The organism is Halovulum dunhuangense (genome assembly GCF_013093415.1).
Lineage (GTDB): Bacteria > Pseudomonadota > Alphaproteobacteria > Rhodobacterales > Rhodobacteraceae > Halovulum > Halovulum dunhuangense.
The window spans coordinates 2058817-2077977 of the sequence record NZ_JABFBC010000001.1; the positions used below are offsets into that span (position 1 = coordinate 2058817).

The following is a 19161-nucleotide window of genomic DNA, read 5'->3' on the forward strand; positions in this document are numbered from 1 at the left end:
ACGCTACCCCCGACAGGGTCAAACCTAGTCAGCCGATGGGACAGGATTTGGACTGGTTAACGGTAATTTAAGGCTATTCCGCCGCTATCCTTCCGACTTTCAACATGGGCACAAGATACTGACCGGTATGGCTTTTCTCGACTGCCGCGATTTCCTCCGGCGTGCCGGTCGCCACAATTTCGCCACCCCCGTCGCCCCCTTCGGGCCCGATGTCGATGATGTGGTCGGCCGTCTTGATCACGTCGAGATTGTGCTCGATCACCACCACCGTGTTCCCCTGCTCCACCAGCTCGTGCAAGACTTCCAGCAATTTCTTAACATCTTCGAAATGCAGGCCGGTGGTCGGCTCGTCGAGAATGTAGAGCGTGCGGCCCGTGGAGCGCTTGGCCAGTTCCTTGGACAGCTTGACGCGCTGCGCCTCGCCGCCCGAAAGGGTCGTGGCCTGCTGGCCCACCTTGATGTAGCCCAAGCCCACCCGCATCAGCGCGGTCATCTTCTCGCGGATCGCGGGAACGGCCGAGAAGAACTGCTCGGCATCCTCGACCGTCATGTCCAGCACATCGGCGATGGATTTGCCCTTGAAGCGGATCTCCAGCGTCTCGCGGTTGTAGCGCTTGCCCTGGCAGGTCTCGCAGGTGACGTAGACATCCGGCAGGAAATGCATCTCGATCTTGATGACCCCGTCGCCCTGGCAGGCCTCGCAGCGCCCGCCCTTCACGTTGAAGCTGAAGCGCCCGGGCTTGTAGCCGCGCGCCTTGGCCTCGGGCAGGCCCGCGAACCAGTCGCGGATCGGCGTGAAGGCCCCGGTATAGGTGGCAGGGTTCGAGCGGGGCGTGCGCCCGATCGGGCGCTGGTCGATGTCGATGACCTTGTCCAGATGCTCAAGCCCGGTGATCGATCGGCAGGGCGCCGGTGTCTGCCGGGCGCCGTTCAGCCGCATCGAGGCGGTCTTGAACAGCGTCTCGATGGTCAGCGTTGACTTGCCGCCGCCCGAGACGCCCGTCACGCAGGTAAAGGTGGCCAGCGGGAACCGCGCGGTCACGTCGCGCAGGTTGTTGCCCGACGCTTCCTCGACCACGATCCACTTGCCGTTGCCCTTGCGCCGTTCGGCCGGCACCTCGATCCGGCGTCGGCCGGCCAGGTAGTCGCCGGTGATGGACCCCGGCGCCGCCTCGATCTGGGCGGGGGTGCCGGCGGCGATGATCTGGCCGCCATGCACGCCCGCGCCGGGGCCGATGTCGAGAACGTAGTCCGCCTCGCGGATGGCCTCCTCGTCGTGTTCGACCACGATCACGGTGTTGCCCTGGTCGCGCAGGTTCTTGAGCGTGGTCAGAAGCCGCCCGTTGTCGCGCTGATGGAGCCCGATCGAGGGCTCGTCGAGGACATAGAGCACCCCCGTCAGCCCCGAACCGATCTGGCTGGCCAGCCGGATGCGCTGGCTCTCGCCGCCCGAAAGCGTGCCCGACGACCGTGAAAGCGTCAGGTAATCAAGCCCGACATTCACAAGGAAACCAAGCCTTTCGCGGATTTCCTTCAGAATGGCACGGGCGATCTCGTTCTTCTGCGCCGTCAGCGCGGCCGGCACGCTTTCGGCCCAGTCCAGCGCCTCGCGGATCGAAAGCTGCACCGCCTCGCCGACATGGCGGCCGGCGATCTTGACCGCCAGCGCCTCGGGCTTCAGGCGATAGCCGCCGCAGGCGCCGCAGGGTCGGTTGTTCTGGAAACGCTCGAATTCCTCGCGCACCCAGGCGCTGTCGGTCTCGCGGTAGCGGCGTTCCATGTTGGGGATCACGCCTTCGAAGGGGCGCGCCACCTCGTAGATGCGCCCGCCTTCATCGTAGCGGAACTTGATCTTCTCGCCGCCTGATCCGTGCAGCATCACCTGCTGCGCCACGGGCGGAAGGTCGCGCCATTTCTTCTTCGCGTCGAACCCGTAGTGCCTGGCGATCGCCTCGATGGTCTGCCGGTAATAGGGCGACTTGGTCTTGGCCCAGGGCGCGATGGCGCCGCCGAACAGGCTGATGTTCTCGTCCGGCACCACGAGGCGTTCGTCGAAGAACAGCTCGGCCCCAAGCCCGTCGCATTCCGGGCACGCCCCGAAGGGCGCGTTGAAGGAAAAGAGCCGCGGCTCGATTTCCGGGATGGTGAAGCCCGACACCGGGCAGGCGAAATTCTCGGAGAAGGTGATCCGCTCGGGATCGCCTTCCTTCGGCGCGGTTTCCAGGATGGCGATGCCGTCGGCCAGGTCCAGCGCGGTGCGGAAGCTGTCCGCCAGCCGGGTCTGGATCCCGTCCTTCACCACGATGCGGTCCACCACCACGTCGATATTGTGGCGGAACTTCTTGTCGAGCACGGGCGCATCGTCCAGCTCGTGAAACGCGCCGTTCACCTTGACGCGCTGGAAGCCCTGCTTCGCAAGTTCCTGGAATTCCTTGCGATACTCGCCCTTGCGGTCGCGCACGATGGGGGCCAGCAGATAGGCGCGGGTGCCCTCTTCCATGGCCATGACGCGGTCCACCATGTCCTGCACCTGCTGCGCCTCGATGGGCAGCCCGGTGGCCGGGCTGTAGGGGGTGCCGACGCGGGCGAACAGAAGCCGCAGGTAATCGTAGATCTCGGTCACCGTGCCCACGGTGGACCGCGGGTTCTTCGATGTGGTCTTCTGCTCGATCGAGATGGCCGGGCTCAGGCCCGAGATGTGGTCCACATCGGGCTTCTGCATCATGTCGAGGAACTGCCGCGCATAGGCCGACAGCGATTCGACATAGCGGCGCTGCCCCTCGGCATAGATCGTGTCGAAGGCGAGGCTCGACTTCCCCGAGCCGGAGAGGCCGGTGATCACCACCAGCTCGTCGCGCGGAATGTCCACGTCGATCGACTTCAGGTTATGTTCGCGCGCGCCGCGGATTTCGATTTTCTTGAGATCAGCCATATCCAGCTCCCGTCCGGAAAGCGTCACATAAGCCGCACGCGCCGGATTCCCACCCGGGCAAAATACGAACAAAACGTGAAAACATGCAAGTCGCCGTCAGCGCCCTGACGGATTTGCCCGGGTCAGTTGCCCAGGATGGCGGTGACGTAGTTGCGCGTCTCGCGATAGGGCGGCACGCCGCGATAGCGTTCCACCGCCTGCGGGCCGGCATTGTAGGCCGCCAGCGCAAGCCGCCAGCTGCCGAACTTGCGGTACTGCTCGGCCAGATAGCGCGCGCCGCCATCCAGGTTCTGCAGCGGATCATGCGGATCGACACCCAGGATGCGCGCGGTGCCGGGCATCAGCTGCGCCAGCCCGATCGCCCCCTTGTGGGACACCGCCCGCGGGTTCCAGCCGCTTTCCTGCGTGACCAGCGCCATGAACAGGTCCACCGGAATCCCGTGGCGCATCGCGGCGGCACGGGCATGGGGGGCGTGCGGGCTGTCGGGCAGCGGCCGGGCGACGGCGAATTCCTGCCCCGGACTGTAGACGTCGAGAGATATCCCCGGCGTTTCCACCGCCTCGCGCGCTGTGCTGGGGATGCGCGGCGCGTTGCGCAGGGCGCCCGGCTCGGGCTTGCGGATAAGCGCCTGATCGTACGAGGACAGCGCCGAGCCGCTGCCGAAAAGTCCGTTCGCACCAGCACCGGATGGCATGACGACCAGCAGGGCAAGGCCCGCCAGGATTGTAATACGCGCGGTCATGCCGCCCCCTGAATACGTCGAAACCTTTGGCCGCTTAGCAAAAACCGGGGCGCCTGTCACCTGTCGCGCGCCGGTTAGGCTGCCGTTAACCGGTCTGGCCGAGCCTGCCGCGGCCGGCATGGCGGCGCAGCTACCGGATGGCACGCCGGCGTCAAAGCCGTTAACGTCCGGGCGAAACGAGATTCGAGCGGAGGGCTGGGCGATGGCCGGCAGCGTGAACAAGGTGATCCTCATCGGCAATCTGGGCGCCGATCCCGAGGTGCGAAGCTTCCAGAACGGGGGCAAGGTCTGCAACCTGCGGATCGCCACATCCGAGCGCTGGCGCGACCGCAACAGCGGCGAGAACCGCGAAAAGACCGAATGGCACAACGTCGCCATCTTCGCGGAACCGCTGGTCAAGATCGCCGAGCAGTATCTGCGCAAGGGATCCAAGGTCTATGTCGAGGGTCAGCTGGAAACGCGCAAATGGCAGGACCAGTCCGGCCAGGACCGTTACACCACCGAGGTCGTGCTGCGTCCCTACAAGGGCGAGCTGACCATGCTCGACGGTCGCGGCGAGGGCGGCGGTGGCGGTGGCGGCGGCTCCTCCTATGGCGGGGGCTCGGGCTCCTACGGGGGCGGCAACGACCGCGATTACGGCAGCGGCATGCAGCAGCCCTCGGGCCCGCCGCGCGACATGGACGACGACATCCCGTTCTGAGACCGACAATCCGGCGCCCGGCGGGCAGAAATCCGCCCCCGGGCGGCCCTCTTGCGTTGCAGTCGCATCTCGCGGCGGGCTATAGTCGCCCACGCAATATCTAGCGTTTCAGCCCGGCAAGAAGGCACCGCATGAGCAGCGACGACGAGACTCCCGCAGAAGGCGGCCAACCGCCCGCGCGCCAACCCCATTCGGGGCCGACCATCACGATCGAGAGCGAGATGGAGACCTCGTTCCTCGATTACGCGATGTCGGTCATCATCAGCCGCGCGATCCCCGACCTGCGCGACGGGCTGAAACCGGTGCACCGGCGCATTCTCTATGCCATGCACGAGACGGGCAACACCGCCGACAAGCCCTATCGAAAGTCGGCGCGCCCGGTGGGCGACGTGATGGGGAAATACCACCCCCATGGCGACAGCGCGATCTATGACGCGCTGGTGCGCATGGCGCAGGACTTCTCGATGTCGCTGACGCTTCTGGACGGCCAGGGCAATTTCGGCTCGATGGACGGCGATGCCCCCGCGGCCATGCGCTACACCGAGGTGCGCATGGACAAGGCCGCGGATTTCCTGCTGGCCGACATCGACAAGGACACCGTCGATTTCCAGGACAATTACGACGGCAAGGACCGCGAGCCGGTGGTGCTGCCGGCGCGCTTTCCCAACATGCTGGTCAACGGCGCGGGCGGCATCGCCGTCGGCATGGCGACCAACATCCCGCCGCACAACCTGGGCGAGGTGATCGACGCGACGCAGGCGCTGATCGAGAACCCCGACCTGAGTTCCGAGCAGCTGATGGAGTATGTGCCGGCCCCCGATTTCCCGACGGGCGGCATCATCCTGGGCCGGTCCGGCGCGCGCAAGGCCTACCTTGAGGGGCGCGGCTCGGTCATCATCCGCGCCCGGACCGCCATCGAGGAGATCCGCCGCGACCGCCACGCCATCATCGTGACCGAGATCCCCTACCAGGTGAACAAGGCCACCATGATCGAGCGTATCGCGGAACTCGCGCGCGACAAGAAGATCGAGGGCATCGCCCATGTGCAGGACGAAAGCGACCGCGTCGGCGTGCGGGTCGTGATCGAACTCAAGCGCGACGCCACGCCCGAGGTGGTGCTGAACCAGCTCTACCGCTTCACGCCGCTTCAGACCTCGTTCGGCTGCAACATGCTGGCGCTGAACGGCGGCAAGCCCGAGCAGCTGACCCTGCGCGATTTCCTGACCGCCTTCATCTCGTTCCGCGAGGATGCGGTGGCGCGGCGCACGGCGTTCGAGCTGAACAAGGCGCGCGAGCGGGCGCATGTGCTCTGCGGGCTGGCCGTGGCCGTGTCGAACGTGGACGAGGTGGTGGCCACGATCCGCAGCTCGGCCGACGCGGCCGAGGCGCGCGAGCGGCTGATGACCCGCCGCTGGCCCGCGCGCGACATCGCCGACTACATCCGGCTGGTGGACGACCCCAGCCACAAGATCAACGAGGACGGCACCTACAACCTGTCCGAGACGCAGGCGCGCGCGATCCTCGACCTGCGGCTTCAGCGGCTGACGCAGCTGGGCGTCAAGGAAGTCACCGACGAGCTGGGCGAGCTGTCGGCGAAGATCAAGGACTTCCTCGACATCCTGCGCTCGCGCGAGCGGATCATGGCGATCATCTCGTCCGAACTGGCCGAGGTGCGCGAGCTGTTCGCCGTGCCGCGCCGCACGGAGATCGTGGAACACGCCGCCGATTTCGAGGACGAGGACCTGATCGAGCCCGAGGACATGGTCGTGACCGTGACCCTGTCGGGCTACATCAAGCGCACCGCCCTTTCCGAGTACCGGGAGCAGAAGCGCGGCGGCAAGGGACTGGCCGGCATGTCGATGAAGGACGAGGACGTGGTCACCACCCTCTTCGTCGCCAACACCCACACGCCGCTTCTGTTCTTCACCACCGAGGGGATGGTCTACAAGCTCAAGACCTGGCGCCTGCCGCAGGCGGGCCGCAACGCGCGCGGAAAGGCCATCGTCAACATCCTGCCGATCCCGCAGGGCGTGTCGGTCGCGGCCATCATGCCGGTCGACCGCCCCGAGGAGGAGTGGGAGAACCTGCAGATCGTCTTCGCCACCTCCGAGGGGACGGTGCGCCGGAACGCGTTGTCCGACTTCACCAACGTGAAGTCCAACGGCAAGATCGCCATGAAGCTGCCCGAGGGCGTCAGCCTGGTGAATGCCCGCATCTGCGACGAGAATGACGACGTGATGCTTGTCACCGCCCTGGGCAAGGCGATCCGCTTCCCCACGACGGATGTGCGCATCTTCAAGGGGCGCGATTCGACCGGCGTGCGCGGTATCCGCCTGGCGGATGGTGACAGCGTCGTCTCGATGGCCGTGATCCGGCATTTCGAGGCCGGATCGGACGAGCGCGCGGCCTATCTCAAGATGCGCCGCGCCGTGGCAGGCGCCGATGACGAAGGCGCCGACGCCGATGCCGAGGAACCCGTGGCCGACGTGGCCCTCGCCCAGGAGCGCTATGCCGAGATGTCGGCGGCCGAGGATCTGATCCTGACCATCACCGCGGGCGGATCGGGCAAGCTGTCCTCCAGCCACGACTACCCGGTGCGCGGGCGCGGCGGCCAGGGCGTGATGGCCTGCGACAAGGGCATGCGCGGGGGCCGGCTTGTCGCCTCCTTCCCGGTGGATGCGGCCGACCAGATCATGCTGGTGACATCCGCGGGCCAGTCGATCCGCTGCCCGGTGGCCGACATCTCCTTCCGTTCGCGCGGGGCGGGCGGGGTCAAGGTGTTCAACACCGCCAGGGGCGAGGAAGTCGTCTCTGTCGCCTGGATCGCCGACACCGGCAACGGCGAGGAAGAGGCCTGAGCCCAGCGGCTCGGGCCCATCCGCAATTGGTGCTGGATAGAAAACAAATCGTGTAATGCTTTAAGGATTGTTCCCGTCCCGGGTTGCGGTATCTGAAGGGCGTCGCAACCCGCACCGACACACCCAAACACAGGGAACACAGACATGACCGCAGTTTCGACCTTTGCCGCGCCGCTTGGCCGGTTCCTTCTCGCCTTCATCTTCATCTTCGCAGGCTTCGGCAAGCTGGGCGATGTCCAGGGCACCGCGGGCTACATCGCCTCGGGCGGCCTGCCGGGCTTTCTGGTCTATCCGACCATCGCGCTGGAAATCGTCGGCGGCCTGTTCATCCTGGTGGGCTACCAGGTCCGCGTGACCGCGCTGCTGCTGGCCGGCTTCTCGCTGCTTTCGGGCTTCCTCTACCACTACCTGCCCGCCCAGGGCATGGAGGGCTTCGCCCAGATGGCCGAGATGAACCAGTTCTTCAAGAACGTCTCGATCGCCGGCGGCTTCCTGCTGCTGACCGCGCTGGGCGCTGGCCCGCTGTCGGTGGACAACCGCAACGATGGCGGCACGCCCGCCCGCGCCTGACCGCAACCGCACCGTTTCGGGGCCGCCCTTGGGGGCGGCCCCGACCCGTTGCAGGCCATGCACCGCGCCCTTTCCCGCCCCGGCATGGCCAGAATGCGACAATCGTGATACGATAATACCCGTCGCCATCAATCTGGAGCCGCTCCAATGGCCGGGGCCAGGCTGACCGAGGTACGAGAGATCTGGGAGTCCGCCGCACCCGGCTGGGCGAAATGGGAAGCGACGCTTACCTCCCAGTTTTCCGATGTCACCGACACCCTGATCGACATGGCGGGGGTCCGCCCCGGGATGCGCGTGCTGGACGTCGCCTGCGGCGCGGGCAGCACAAGCCAGAAGCTCGCGCAGCGGGTCGGGTCCAGGGGGCGCGTGGTTGCCAGCGACATTTCGGCACGCATGCTGGAATATCTTCGGCAGAGTGCCGCAGAAGCGGGCATCGACACGATCGAGACGCTCGAATGCGCGGCCGAGTCGCTGGGCGACGCGCCGGGTCCGTTCGACGCCGCGGTTTGCCGGCTGGGGCTGATGCTGTTTCCCGCGCCGGACACCGCCCTTCAGGGCGTGCGTCGCGTCCTGGCGCCCGGGGCGCGGTTTGCCGCGCTGGTCTTCACGACGCCACAGCGGAACCCCTACATGGCGCAGCCGCTGGGCATCCTGATGCGGCATGCAGGCAAGTCGCCGCCGCCTCCGGGCCAGCCCGGCATCTTCGCGCTGGGCGCGGAAGGGATGCTGGCCCGCATGATCGGCGATGCCGGTTTCGAGGATATCGAGACGCGTACCCTGCAGGCGGAACTTCGTCTTCCGGACGCCGCCGTCGCGCAGACGATGATGCAGGATGCCTTCGGCGTCTTCCGCGCGTTGGTGGCAGGGCTTTCGCCCGAGGAACGCGCCCGCGCCTGGGACGAGGTCGCCGAGTGCCTGGCGCGGTTCGAGACGGACCGGGGCTTCGAGGCGCAGTTCGAATTCGTTCTCGCATCGGGGGCAAGGCCCGCCTGAGCGGCGCGCGCGACCCCTTTCCTTTTTCCCGTGTTTTCCCTACATCCCGCGCATGAAGTTGAACCCCATCCATATCGTCGGCGGCGGCATGGCCGGATCCGAGGCCGCCTGGCAGATCGCCCAGGCGGGCATCCCGGTGGTGCTGCACGAGATGCGGCCCGTCACCGGCACCTTCGCCCACCAGACCAGCGATTTCGCGGAACTCGTCTGTTCCAACTCCTTCCGCTCGGACGACCACGAGAACAACGCCGTCGGCCTGCTGCATTGGGAGATGCGCGCGGCGGGCGGGCTGATCATGGAGATGGGCGACCGCCACCAGCTGCCCGCGGGCGGCGCGCTGGCCGTGGACCGCCACGCCTTTTCCGCCGCCGTGACCGAGCGGCTGACCAGCCATCCGCTGATCGAGATCGACCGCGCCGAGGTTTCGGGCCTGCCGCCCGCCGACTGGGGCAGCACCATCGTGGCCACCGGTCCGCTGACTTCGGCCAGCCTGGCCCAGGCGATCCGGGCCGCGACCGGCGAGGAGTCGCTCGCCTTCTTCGATGCCATCGCGCCGATCGTCTATGCCGATTCGATCGACATGAGCCGCGCCTGGTTCCAGTCCCGCTACGACAAGGGCGACACCGAGGAAGAGCGCACCGCCTATCTGAACTGCCCGATGAACCGCGAACAGTATGACCGCTTCATCGACGCGCTGCTGGCGGCGGAGAAGTCCGAGTTCAAGGACTGGGAAAAGGACACCCCCTATTTCGAGGGCTGCCTGCCGGTCGAGGTGATGGCCGAGCGCGGGCGCGAGACGCTGCGCCACGGGCCCATGAAGCCCGTGGGCCTGACCAACCCGCACAACCCCACCGAAAAACCCTACGCGGTGGTCCAACTTCGGCGCGACAACGCGCTGGGGACGCTGTTCAACATCGTGGGTTTCCAGACCAAGATGAAATACGGCGCCCAGACGGAAGTCCTGCGCCTGATCCCCGGCCTGGAGGAGGCGAGCTTCGCCCGGCTGGGCGGCATCCACCGCAACACCTTCCTCAACTCGCCGCGGCTGCTCGACGGTCAGCTGCGGCTGAAGTCCCACCCCCATATCCGCTTTGCCGGCCAGGTCACGGGCGTCGAGGGCTATGTCGAAAGCGCGTCGATGGGGCTGCTTGCCGGGCGCCTGGCCGCGGCCGAGGCGTTGGGCCAGCGGCTGGATCCGCCGCCCTTCACCACCGCGATCGGCGCGCTGGTGAACCACATCACGGGGGGCGCGGATGCGCGGACCTTCCAGCCGATGAACGTCAATTTCGGCCTGTTCCCCCCGCTGGAGGATGCGCGCGGCGGACGGCGCGGCCGGAAAGAGCGCTACAAGGCCTATACCGACCGCGCGAAGGCCGAGTTCACCGCCTGGCTCGGGGCCGCCGCGCAGCCCGGGGGGCCAGCGGCGCAGGCCGCGCAATAACGCGGTGCGGACAGAGCGCTTCGCCCCCTCGCCCACTGGCCCGCTGCATCTGGGCCATGCCTTTTCCGCCCTGACCGCCTGGGATCATGCCCGGGCGTCGGGCGGGCAGTTCCTGCTCAGGATCGAGGATATCGACCAGAGCCGCGCCCGCCCCGAATGGGAGGCGCGGATCCTCGACGACCTGCACTGGCTGGGGATCGACTGGCCCGAACCCGTCTTGCGCCAATCGACCCGCCTGCCCGCCTATCGCGCCGCACTCGCGGATCTCTGGGCGCGGGGACTGATCTTTGCCTGTTCGTGCAACCGCCGCGACATCGCCGCTGCCTTGTCGGCCCCGCAGGAGGGCGCAGAGATCCCGATGGGCCCCGACGGCCCCATCTATCCCGGCACCTGCCGCGCGCAGGGGCGCGGCCCCGACCTGCCCTTTCCGCCCGAGGGCGTGGCGCTGCGCCTCGACATGGCGCGCGCGGTCGGGACGCTGCGCGGACCGCTGTCCTTCGATGAGACCGGGGAACCTGGGCAGGGGCGCGTCGCGCTGGACCCCGCCCGGCTGCTGGCAGAGGTCGGCGACGTGGTGCTCGCGCGCCGCGACATGGGCACAAGCTATCACCTTGCGGTCGTGCTGGACGACGCCTTCCAGGGCGTCACCCATGTCACCCGGGGCCGCGACCTGTTCGAGGCGACGCAGATCCATGTCGTGCTGCAATCGCTGCTGGACCTGCCGACGCCGGTCTATCACCACCACCGCCTGATCCGCGATGCCGCCGGCAAGCGGCTGGCCAAGCGCGACGATGCGCGGGCCATCGCGAAATACCGCGCCGAAGGCGCAAGCCCCGCCGATATCCGCGCGATGGTCGGGCTATAGCATCGGCCGGGCGGTCACCGTCTCCTGCCCGCCGGCAACATCCGTGTAGAAGCAGGACCGGCGGTTGGTGTGGCAGGCCGGGCCGGTCTGATCGACCTGCATCAGGATGCAATCCCGGTCGCAATCCACGCTCAGCCGCACCAGGCGCTGCACATGGCCCGATGTCTCGCCCTTGCGCCAGAGCGCCTGGCGCGAGCGCGACCAGTAGGTGACCTGCCCGCTGCCAAGCGTCTCTGCCAGGCTCTCGCGGTTCATCCAGGCCATCATCAGCACCTCGCCGGTGGCATGGTCCTGGGCGATGGCGGGGATCAGGCCGTTCGCATCCCATTTCAGTGTTTCCGGATCGAACCGCGTCATTTCCGTCCTGCCTCTTTTCGCATCCCGGGGTCTGAGCTAAATATCGGGCATGACGCGGTTTGCAAGATGGAAGCGGCCATGAGCACGGACAGCGACCTGATCAAGCTCTATTCCCAGCGCATCCTGGCGCTGTCGGCCTCGATTCCGCATCAGGCGCCGCTGGCGGACCCGCAGGCGGTGGCCAAGACCCGCTCGCCCTTGTGCGGGTCCACCGTCACGGTGGCGCTTCGGCTGAAGGATGGCCGCATCTCCGAGTATTCGCAGGACGTGAAGGCCTGTGCCCTTGGCCAGGCCTCGGCCGCGGTGTCGGGCGCGGTCATGCCGGGCCGCACCCGCGAGGACGTGGCGCGCGCCCGCGACCAGCTGCGCGCCATGCTGAAAGAGAACGGGCCCGTGCCCGACGCCCCCTTCGAGGGGTTCGAGGTGCTCTTGCCCGCACGCGACTACAAGAACCGCCACGCCTCGATCCTGCTGACGCTGGACGCGACGGTCGAGGCATTCGACAAGGCGCTCGAAGCGGCGGCCTGATCCGGCATCGAACCAAAAAAATCGCCGCTGCGGGCGCACCCGAGCGGCGAAAAGTGGCGTCCTTGGTCCGGCAGAGCCTCATCCCAGGCAGCAGGATGACGGGCCCATATGCGCGGGAGGCATGTCCGCGCGCCGGGAAGTCCGCAGGCAGTTCAGAAAACGATACCGGGCAGCGCAAGCCCCACCGTCAGGATCACGCAGATCGCGGCAAGCCCGATCGCGTCCCCCAGCAACATCAGGGCGGCGGGGCGTTCCATGTCGAGGATCTGGCGCATCATCTGTCTCCCGTCAGGTGTTGCCAGATTGTTCTCACGATTCCCCGCGACTGGTCAAGAACTTTTTAAGAACATTTGAGAACGAAGCGGAACGCCGGGCGCCTCAGCCCACCGAAAGCAGCCGGATCGCGCGGTCCGCCTCCATCAGGTAGAGCGCGGTGCGCACCGCCCTGCCCCGCTCGGACGCCAGGTCCGGGTCACGCTCCAGGAAGGCGCGCGCATCGCTTTGCGCCACCGCCATCAGGTCCGACTGTCGCTCCAGATCCGCGATCCGGAACCGCGGCAGGCCCGATTGCGCCGTGCCCAGCACATCGCCCGCGCCGCGCAGGCGCAGGTCTTCCTCGGCGATGCGGAAGCCGTCCTCGGTCGCGCGCATGATGCCCAGCCGCGCCTCGGCCGAGGGCGTCAGCGGCGGGTCGTACATCAGCAGGCAGGTGGACTTGCCCGCCCCCCGTCCGACGCGGCCGCGCAGCTGGTGCAGCTGCGACAGGCCGAAGCCGTCGGCGCCCTCGATCACCATGATGGTCGCCTCGGGCACGTTCACGCCCACCTCGATCACGGTGGTGGCAACCAGCACCTGCGCGCGACCCGCGACGAAATCCGCCATTGCCGCATCCTTCTCGGCGGACGGCATCTGGCCGTGCACCAGCCGCACCACCCCCTCGCCCAGGGCGGCCCGCAGCGCCTTGAACCGTTCCTCGGCGGCGGTGGCCGACACCACCTCGCTTTCGGCCACCAGCGGGCAGACCCAATAGGCGCGCCGCCCCTCGGACACCGCCACCTTGAGCCGCGCGACCACCGCATCCAGCCGTTCCGAGGAAATCAGCGCCGTCTCGACGGGCTGGCGGCCCGGCGGCTTCTCGTCCAGCACCGACAGGTCCATGTCGCCATATTGCGCCAGCGCCAGGCTGCGCGGAATGGGCGTCGCGGTCATCACCAACAGGTCAACGGCCGCGCCCTTGGCACCCAGGTCCATGCGCTGGCGCACCCCGAAACGGTGCTGTTCGTCCACCACGGCAAGACGCAGATCGGCAAAGACCACATCCGCCTGGAACAGCGCATGCGTGCCGACCAGGATGTCGATGCGCCCCGCGGCCAGATCGGCCAGCTTCGCGGCCCGTTCGGCCGCGCGGTCGCGCCCGGTCAGGATCTCCAGCCGGACGCCCGCATCGCGCGCAAGCGGCGCCAGCCCCTCAAGATGCTGCCGCGCCAGGATCTCGGTCGGCGCCATCAGCGCCGCCTGCCCGCCCGCCTCGACCGCGGCCAGCATGACCATCAGCGCGACCAGCGTCTTTCCGGACCCGACATCGCCTTGCAGCAGGCGGTTCATCCGGTGGGGCGCGGCCATGTCGGCGCCGATCTCGGCGATGGCGCGGGATTGCGCCCCGGTCGGCGCATAGGGCAGCGCCGCCAGGACGCGCGCCTGAAGCGCGCCGGTCCCGGCCGTCACCCGGCCCGGCCGCCTGCGCCGCTTGAGCCGCGCCAGCGCCAGGGTGACCTGGTGCACGAACAGCTCGTCATAGGCCAGCCGCGCGCGCGCGGGCGCCTCGGGCGACAGGTCCGCGGCCGTCGCGGGCGCATGCGCCATCCGCACCGCACAGGCCCAGTCGGGCCAGCCGCGGCGGCGCTTCAGCTCCGGGTCGATCCAGTCCGGCAACTCCGGCAGCAGCGCGACGGCCCCGGCGGCCGCCCGGCTCATGGTCTTCAGCGTCAGGCCCTGGGTCAGCGGATAGACCGGCTCGAAGCCCGGCAGCTCGTCCGCCTCCTCGGGGGGCAGGATATAGTCGGGATGCGCCATCTGCGCGCGGCCGTCGAACAGCTCGACCCGGCCCGAGACCAGCCGCCGCGCGCCATGCGGCAGCTGACGGCGCAGCCAGTCCTCGCGGGCGTGGAAGAACACGAGCTCGAACTCGGTGCGCGCATCCGTCACGAAGACGCGGTAGGGCCGGCCCTTGCGCGGCGGCGGCTGGTGGCCACCGACCGTCACCTCCACCGTGACGACGCCCGGCAGGGTCGCCCCCAGCACGCTGTCGCGGCGCGCGCGGTCCACGCCGCCCGCGGGCAGCGTCAGGATCAGGTCGCGCGGGCGGGTGATGCCCATCTTCTCCATGAGGGCCGCGATCTTGGGCCCCACGCCCGGCAGGGTCGTGATCGCGCCGAACAGCGGAAACAGGGCTTCGGGCCGGGCATGGGTCATCGCGGCATATGACGGCAGCGGGCGGCGCGGATCAACCGATCAGCGCGCGCCACTCCTCTTCGGTCATCACCGCAAGGCCCAACTCCTCGGCCTTGGCAAGCTTGGATCCCGCCCCTGGCCCCGCCACCACGATATCGGTTTTCGCCGAGACCGAGCCCGACACCTTGGCCCCCATCGCCTCGGCCCGCGCCTTGGCCTCGGCGCGGGTCATGGTCTCGAGCGTGCCGGTAAAGACGACGGTCTTGCCCGCAACCGGGCTTCCCGCGGTGCTGGGGGCCGCGACATCCTCGATGGTCAGTTGTTCCGCCAGCCGGTCGACCGCCGCGCGGTTCTGGGGGTCATGGAAGAAATCCACCACCGACGCCGCCAGCACCGGCCCCACCCCGTCGATCGCGTTCAGCGTCTCCCATGCGGGGCCGGCGTGGTCGCGCGCCTCTTCCATGGCGGCGGCGAAGGCGGCCCAGCTTCCGTAATGCCGCGCCAGCATCTTTGCCCCCGTCTCGCCGACATGGCGGATGCCAAGGGCAAAGATCAGCCGGTTGAGCGGCACGCGGCGCCGCTCGTCGATGGCGGCGAACAGGTTTTCGGCGGATCTGGGGCCCCAGCCCTCGCGGTTCCTCAGCTGGGTCAGGTTGCCCGGCCCGTAGCGATCCCGCAGGGTGAAGATGTCGGCGGGCTCGCGGATCCAGCCGTCGGTGAAGAAGGCCTCCACCGCCCTGGCGCCCAGCCCCTCGATGTCGAAGGCCGCGCGCGAGACGAAATGCTTCAGCTTTTCAACCGCCTGCGCCGGGCAGATCAGGTTGCCGGTACAGTAATGGACGGCCTCGCCCTGCTCGCGGATGACGTCCGAGCCGCAGACCGGACAGGTTTCGGGGAAGACGTAGGGTTCCGCGTCCGCGGGCCTGCGCGACAGGTCCACATCCTCGACCTTGGGGATCACGTCGCCGGCGCGGTAGATGGTGACCCAGTCCCCCTCGCGCAGGTCGCGCCCCTCGCGGATCGGGTTGCCCTGGCTGTCGCGCCCGGCGATGTAGTCGGCATTGTGCAGCGTCGCGTTGGACACGACGACGCCGCCCACGGTGACAGGCGTCAGCCGCGCCACCGGCGACAGTGCACCGGTGCGGCCGACCTGGATCTCGATCCGCTCCAGCCGGGTGGTCGCCTTTTCCGCAGGGAACTTGTGCGCGATGGCCCAGCGTGGCGTGGTCGAACGGAACCCCAGCCGGCCCTGAAGACCCAGGTCGTCCACCTTGTAGACGACACCGTCGATGTCGTAGCCCAGCGTCGCGCGGTCCGCCTCGATCCGGCGATACTGCGCGATCAACTCGGCCGGGCCGTCGCACAGCGTGGTCAGCGGATTGACGGTGAAGCCGAAGCTTTCCAGCCGGCGCAGGCTTTCGAGCTGGGTCTTGCCAAGCGGTTCCGACAGCTCGCCCCAGCCATAGGCGAAGAAGCGCAGCGGCCGGCCGGCGGTGATCGCGGGATCAAGCTGCCGGAGGGAGCCCGCGGCGGCGTTGCGCGGATTGGCGAAGACCTTCTGCCCCGCCTCCTGCTGGCGCGCGTTCAGCGCCGCGAAATCGGCATGGGACATATAGACCTCACCCCGCACTTCCAGCACGTCGGGCGCGCCGTCGATCCGTTCGGGAATATCGCCCAGGGTGCGCGCATTCGCGGTGACGTTCTCGCCCACGGCGCCATCGCCGCGGGTGGCGGCGTGGATCAGCGTGCCACGCTCGTAGCGCAGCGACAGCGACAGGCCATCGATCTTGGGCTCGGCCGTAAAGGCGAGGGATTCTTCTGACGAAAGGTTCAGGTAACGGCGGATGCGCTGGTCGAACTCGGTCACATCCTCGGCGGAAAAGGCATTGCCGAGCGAAAGCATCGGGATCGCGTGGCGGATCTTGCCGAAACCCTGCGCAGGGGCGGCGCCGATCTGTTCGGTCGGGCTGTCATCGCGCTTTAGGTCGGGAAAACGATCCTCGATTTCCGCGTTGCGGCGCTTGAGTGCGTCGTAATCGGCATCCGGCATGACCGGCGCATCGGCCTGGTAATAGGCGTCGTTCGCCTTGCCCAGAAGCCCCGCCAGCCGCGCCAGTTCCGCCCGCGCCTCTGCCTCGCTCAGCGCGGCAGCCGCCTTCGTCTCGATCCCGTTCCTTGCCATCACCCTCTCCCGCCGCCGCAAGACGGTGGAGATTTAGACCGCCTGTCCGCGCTTGGCCAGCGGCGCGCGTGGTCCCTCAGGCCCTGAGCGCAAGCCCCTGGCGCGCGCGGGTGATGGCGGACTGCGGCTCGCGCAGGACATAGCCGCGGCCCCACACCGTCTCGATGAAGCTTTCGCCGCCCGTCGCCTCGGCCAGTTTCTTGCGCAGCTTGCAGATGAAGACGTCGATGATCTTGAGCTCCGGCTCGTCCATGCCGCCATAAAGATGGTTGAGGAACATCTCCTTGGTCAGCGTGGTGCCCTTGCGCAGGCTGAGCAGCTCGAGCATCTGGTACTCCTTGCCGGTCAGGTGCACCGGCTGCCCGTCCACCTCGACGGTCCTGGTATCCAGGTTCACCGCGACCGGCCCGGTGGTGATGATCGACTGCGCATGGCCCTTGGAGCGGCGGACGATCGCGTGGATCCGGGCAACCAGTTCCTCACGGTGGAAGGGCTTGGTCATGTAGTCGTCGGCCCCGAAGCCGAAGCCGCGGATCTTGCTTTCGGTGTCGTCCAGCCCCGACAGGATCAGGATCGGCGTCGAGATCTTGGACAGGCGCAGCTGGCGCATCACCTCGTGCCCGGTCATGTCCGGAAGGTTCAGGTCCAGCAGGATCAGGTCGTAGTCATAGAGCCGCGCCAGATCGACCCCCTCCTCGCCCAGATCGGTCGCGTACACGTTGAGATTGGCGCTGGTCAGCATCATCTCGACGCTTTTCGAGGTGGCGGGATCGTCCTCGACGAGCAGTACGCGCATGGCTTGCCTCCGCAGCGTGAATTCGTTTCGACCGTTCTTCGTCTCGTTCGTTTCAACCACTCGATGTCTAGGTCCCAATGGTTAATCGAACATTACCACCGGAGGTTGTTTTTTATCAATACCGTTAAACTTTTCGGTATTTCTGCACCGCCGTCGCGCGCAGGGCCCGCGGTCCCCAGGTTTCCATCGCGACGCGCCAGCCGTTCAGCTCTTCGGTTGAAAGCCCGTAGATCTCGCAGGCCTCTTCCTCTGTCAGCAGGCCGCTGGTCACCGCATGGACCACCACGGCCTTGCGCCGCGCGACCCAGCGATGTTCGCCCCGGGGCGGCAGATCCGACCGCGTCAGCCGGCTGCCATCCGCCAAGGTCACGAAAAGCGGCCCCTTTTCCCGCCTGACATACATGTTGCACCCCTTCTTTCTCATGCTCCCGGGAACCGGATTAGGCCCGTTGGCCTTAAGCCGGGATGAAGGGGCGGGGTTGTATGTGTCTCGGGTTTTATTATATTTCCCCGGATTTTCCGGAGCATCAGCCATGACCCAGACCGCGACCGCCGCGACGCATCCGGCGGACATGCCCCTCAATTCGCTGGGCTTTGCCAAGCGCCCCGAGGATACCCGCGTCCTCGTGGCGATGTCGGGCGGCGTGGACAGTTCGGTCGTGGCCGCCATGCTCAAGCGCGAGGGCTATGACGTGGTGGGCGTCACGCTCCAGCTTTACGATCACGGCGCGGCGCTGGCGAAAAAGGGTGCCTGCTGCGCGGGGCGCGATATCCACGACGCCCGGCGCGTGGCCGAGACGATGGGCTTTCCCCACTACGTTCTCGACTACGAGAACCGCTTTCGCGAAAGCGTGATCGACGAGTTCGCCGACGCCTATCTGGCGGGCGCGACGCCGGTGCCCTGCATCCGCTGCAACGAGCGGGTGAAGTTCCGCGACCTGCTGGAAACCGCCCGCGATCTCGATGCCGACTGCATGGCGACCGGGCACTACATCCAGCGCAGGATGGGCCCGCACAAGGCAGAGCTGCACCGCGCGGCCGACCCGGACCGCGACCAGAGCTATTTCCTGTTCTCGACGACGCAGGACCAGCTCGACTATCTGCGCTTTCCGCTGGGCCACCTGAAATCCAAGGCCGAGACCCGCGCGCTGGCCCATGAGTTCGGCCTCGTGGTGGCCGACAAGCCCGACAGCCAGGACATCTGCTTCGTGCCCAACGGCTCTTACGCCGCGGTGATCGAGAAGCTGCGCCCGGGCGCGGCGGAACCGGGCGACATCGTGGACATGGCAGGCAATGTGCTGGGCCGGCACGAGGGCGTGATCCATTACACGATCGGCCAGCGCCGCGGGCTTGGCATCGGCGGCGGCGAGCCGCTTTACGTCGTCAGGCTCGACGCGGATGCGCGCCGCGTGGTCGTGGGCCCGCGCACGGCCCTGGCCACCGCCCGCGTGCCGGTGCGCGAGGTGAACTGGCTGGGCGACGCCCCCTTCGAGAGCGCCCCCGAGGGCGGCTGGGAGGTGGGCGTCAAGGTCCGCTCCACCCGCCCGCCGAAGCCCGCGCGCCTGCATCCGACCGGCCCGCACGGCGCCATCGTCGAGTTGATCGCCCCCGAGGAAGGCGTGGCGCCCGGACAGGCCTGCGTCTTCTACGCGCCCGAGGGCAGCCGTGTACTGGGCGGCGGCTGGATCACGCGCGACTGACGCGCATCGCCCGGTCCGACAGGCGCCAGGCATCGCTGGATCGCG

16 protein-coding genes are annotated in these 19161 nt (G+C 67.9%); 8 read left to right on the top strand and 8 right to left on the bottom strand.

Annotation, left to right across the window (positions count from 1 at the left end; all coding sequences use genetic code 11):
• Positions 1–73 precede the first annotated feature (73 nt).
• Both uvrA and HMH01_RS09995 read right to left on the bottom strand, forming a co-directional pair.
• The gene (uvrA, locus tag HMH01_RS09990; protein WP_171324845.1) at positions 74–2932 is read right to left on the bottom strand and encodes an excinuclease ABC subunit UvrA; all 2859 of its coding nucleotides are present in this window, start codon (positions 2930–2932) and stop codon (positions 74–76) included.
• A 122-nt stretch (positions 2933–3054) separates the two neighbouring features.
• Positions 3055–3675: a lytic transglycosylase domain-containing protein gene (locus tag HMH01_RS09995; protein ID WP_246237309.1), complete on the bottom strand. Its 621-nt coding sequence runs from the start codon at positions 3673–3675 to the stop codon at positions 3055–3057.
• 202 nt (positions 3676–3877) lie between these two features.
• Here HMH01_RS09995 and ssb point away from each other — a divergent pair, with 202 nt between their 5' ends.
• The 6 genes from ssb to gluQRS all read left to right on the top strand — a co-directional run bounded on the left by ssb (position 3878) and on the right by gluQRS (position 11102).
• Positions 3878–4375, top strand: a complete 498-nt coding sequence (ssb, locus tag HMH01_RS10000; protein ID WP_171324848.1) for a single-stranded DNA-binding protein — start codon at positions 3878–3880, stop codon at positions 4373–4375.
• A 131-nt stretch (positions 4376–4506) separates the two neighbouring features.
• Positions 4507–7233, top strand: coding sequence for a DNA gyrase subunit A (gene gyrA, locus HMH01_RS10005; RefSeq protein WP_171324850.1), 2727 nt, complete (start codon positions 4507–4509; stop codon positions 7231–7233).
• A 144-nt stretch (positions 7234–7377) separates the two neighbouring features.
• Complete coding sequence (locus tag HMH01_RS10010; RefSeq protein WP_171324852.1) at positions 7378–7803, top strand: DoxX family protein; 426 nt, start codon at positions 7378–7380, stop codon at positions 7801–7803.
• 147 nt (positions 7804–7950) lie between these two features.
• Positions 7951–8796, top strand: coding sequence for a class I SAM-dependent methyltransferase (locus HMH01_RS10015; RefSeq protein ID WP_171324854.1), 846 nt, complete (start codon positions 7951–7953; stop codon positions 8794–8796).
• 52 nt (positions 8797–8848) lie between these two features.
• Complete coding sequence (gene trmFO / locus HMH01_RS10020) at positions 8849–10237, top strand: methylenetetrahydrofolate--tRNA-(uracil(54)-C(5))-methyltransferase (FADH(2)-oxidizing) TrmFO (RefSeq protein WP_171324856.1); 1389 nt, start codon at positions 8849–8851, stop codon at positions 10235–10237.
• A 4-nt stretch (positions 10238–10241) separates the two neighbouring features.
• On the top strand, positions 10242–11102 hold the full coding sequence (gene gluQRS, locus HMH01_RS10025) for a tRNA glutamyl-Q(34) synthetase GluQRS (protein ID WP_171321226.1): 861 nt from the start codon (positions 10242–10244) through the stop codon (positions 11100–11102).
• On the opposite strand, the gene hisI is transcribed toward gluQRS, so the two are convergent.
• Positions 11097–11459, bottom strand: a complete 363-nt coding sequence (hisI, locus tag HMH01_RS10030) for a phosphoribosyl-AMP cyclohydrolase (protein ID WP_171324859.1) — start codon at positions 11457–11459, stop codon at positions 11097–11099. The two genes, gluQRS and hisI, sit on opposite strands and share 6 nt — an antisense overlap.
• 78 nt (positions 11460–11537) lie before the next feature.
• On the opposite strand from hisI, the gene HMH01_RS10035 reads away from it, so the two are divergent.
• Positions 11538–11987: an iron-sulfur cluster assembly scaffold protein gene (locus HMH01_RS10035; RefSeq protein ID WP_171324863.1), complete on the top strand. Its 450-nt coding sequence runs from the start codon at positions 11538–11540 to the stop codon at positions 11985–11987.
• Positions 11988–12139: 152 nt separating this feature from the next.
• Here HMH01_RS10035 and HMH01_RS17955 read toward each other — a convergent pair whose 3' ends face one another.
• From HMH01_RS17955 to sciP, 5 genes are all read right to left on the bottom strand, one after another.
• A complete protein-coding gene (locus HMH01_RS17955; protein ID WP_281365954.1) occupies positions 12140–12265 on the bottom strand; it encodes a hypothetical protein in 126 nt (41 codons plus the stop codon).
• 100 nt (positions 12266–12365) lie between these two features.
• A complete protein-coding gene (gene recG, locus HMH01_RS10040; protein WP_171324865.1) occupies positions 12366–14459 on the bottom strand; it encodes an ATP-dependent DNA helicase RecG in 2094 nt (697 codons plus the stop codon).
• A 31-nt stretch (positions 14460–14490) separates the two neighbouring features.
• Positions 14491–16620, bottom strand: a complete 2130-nt coding sequence (ligA, locus tag HMH01_RS10045; protein ID WP_171324868.1) for an NAD-dependent DNA ligase LigA — start codon at positions 16618–16620, stop codon at positions 14491–14493.
• 76 nt (positions 16621–16696) lie between these two features.
• On the bottom strand, positions 16697–17416 hold the full coding sequence (gene ctrA, locus HMH01_RS10050; RefSeq protein ID WP_171324870.1) for a response regulator transcription factor CtrA: 720 nt from the start codon (positions 17414–17416) through the stop codon (positions 16697–16699).
• A gap of 124 nt (positions 17417–17540) precedes the next feature.
• Complete coding sequence (gene sciP, locus HMH01_RS10055; protein WP_246237310.1) at positions 17541–17840, bottom strand: CtrA inhibitor SciP; 300 nt, start codon at positions 17838–17840, stop codon at positions 17541–17543.
• 109 nt (positions 17841–17949) lie between these two features.
• On the opposite strand from sciP, the gene mnmA reads away from it, so the two are divergent.
• A complete protein-coding gene (mnmA, locus tag HMH01_RS10060) occupies positions 17950–19116 on the top strand; it encodes a tRNA 2-thiouridine(34) synthase MnmA (RefSeq protein WP_171324872.1) in 1167 nt (388 codons plus the stop codon).
• The last annotated feature ends 45 nt before the right edge of the window (positions 19117–19161 follow it).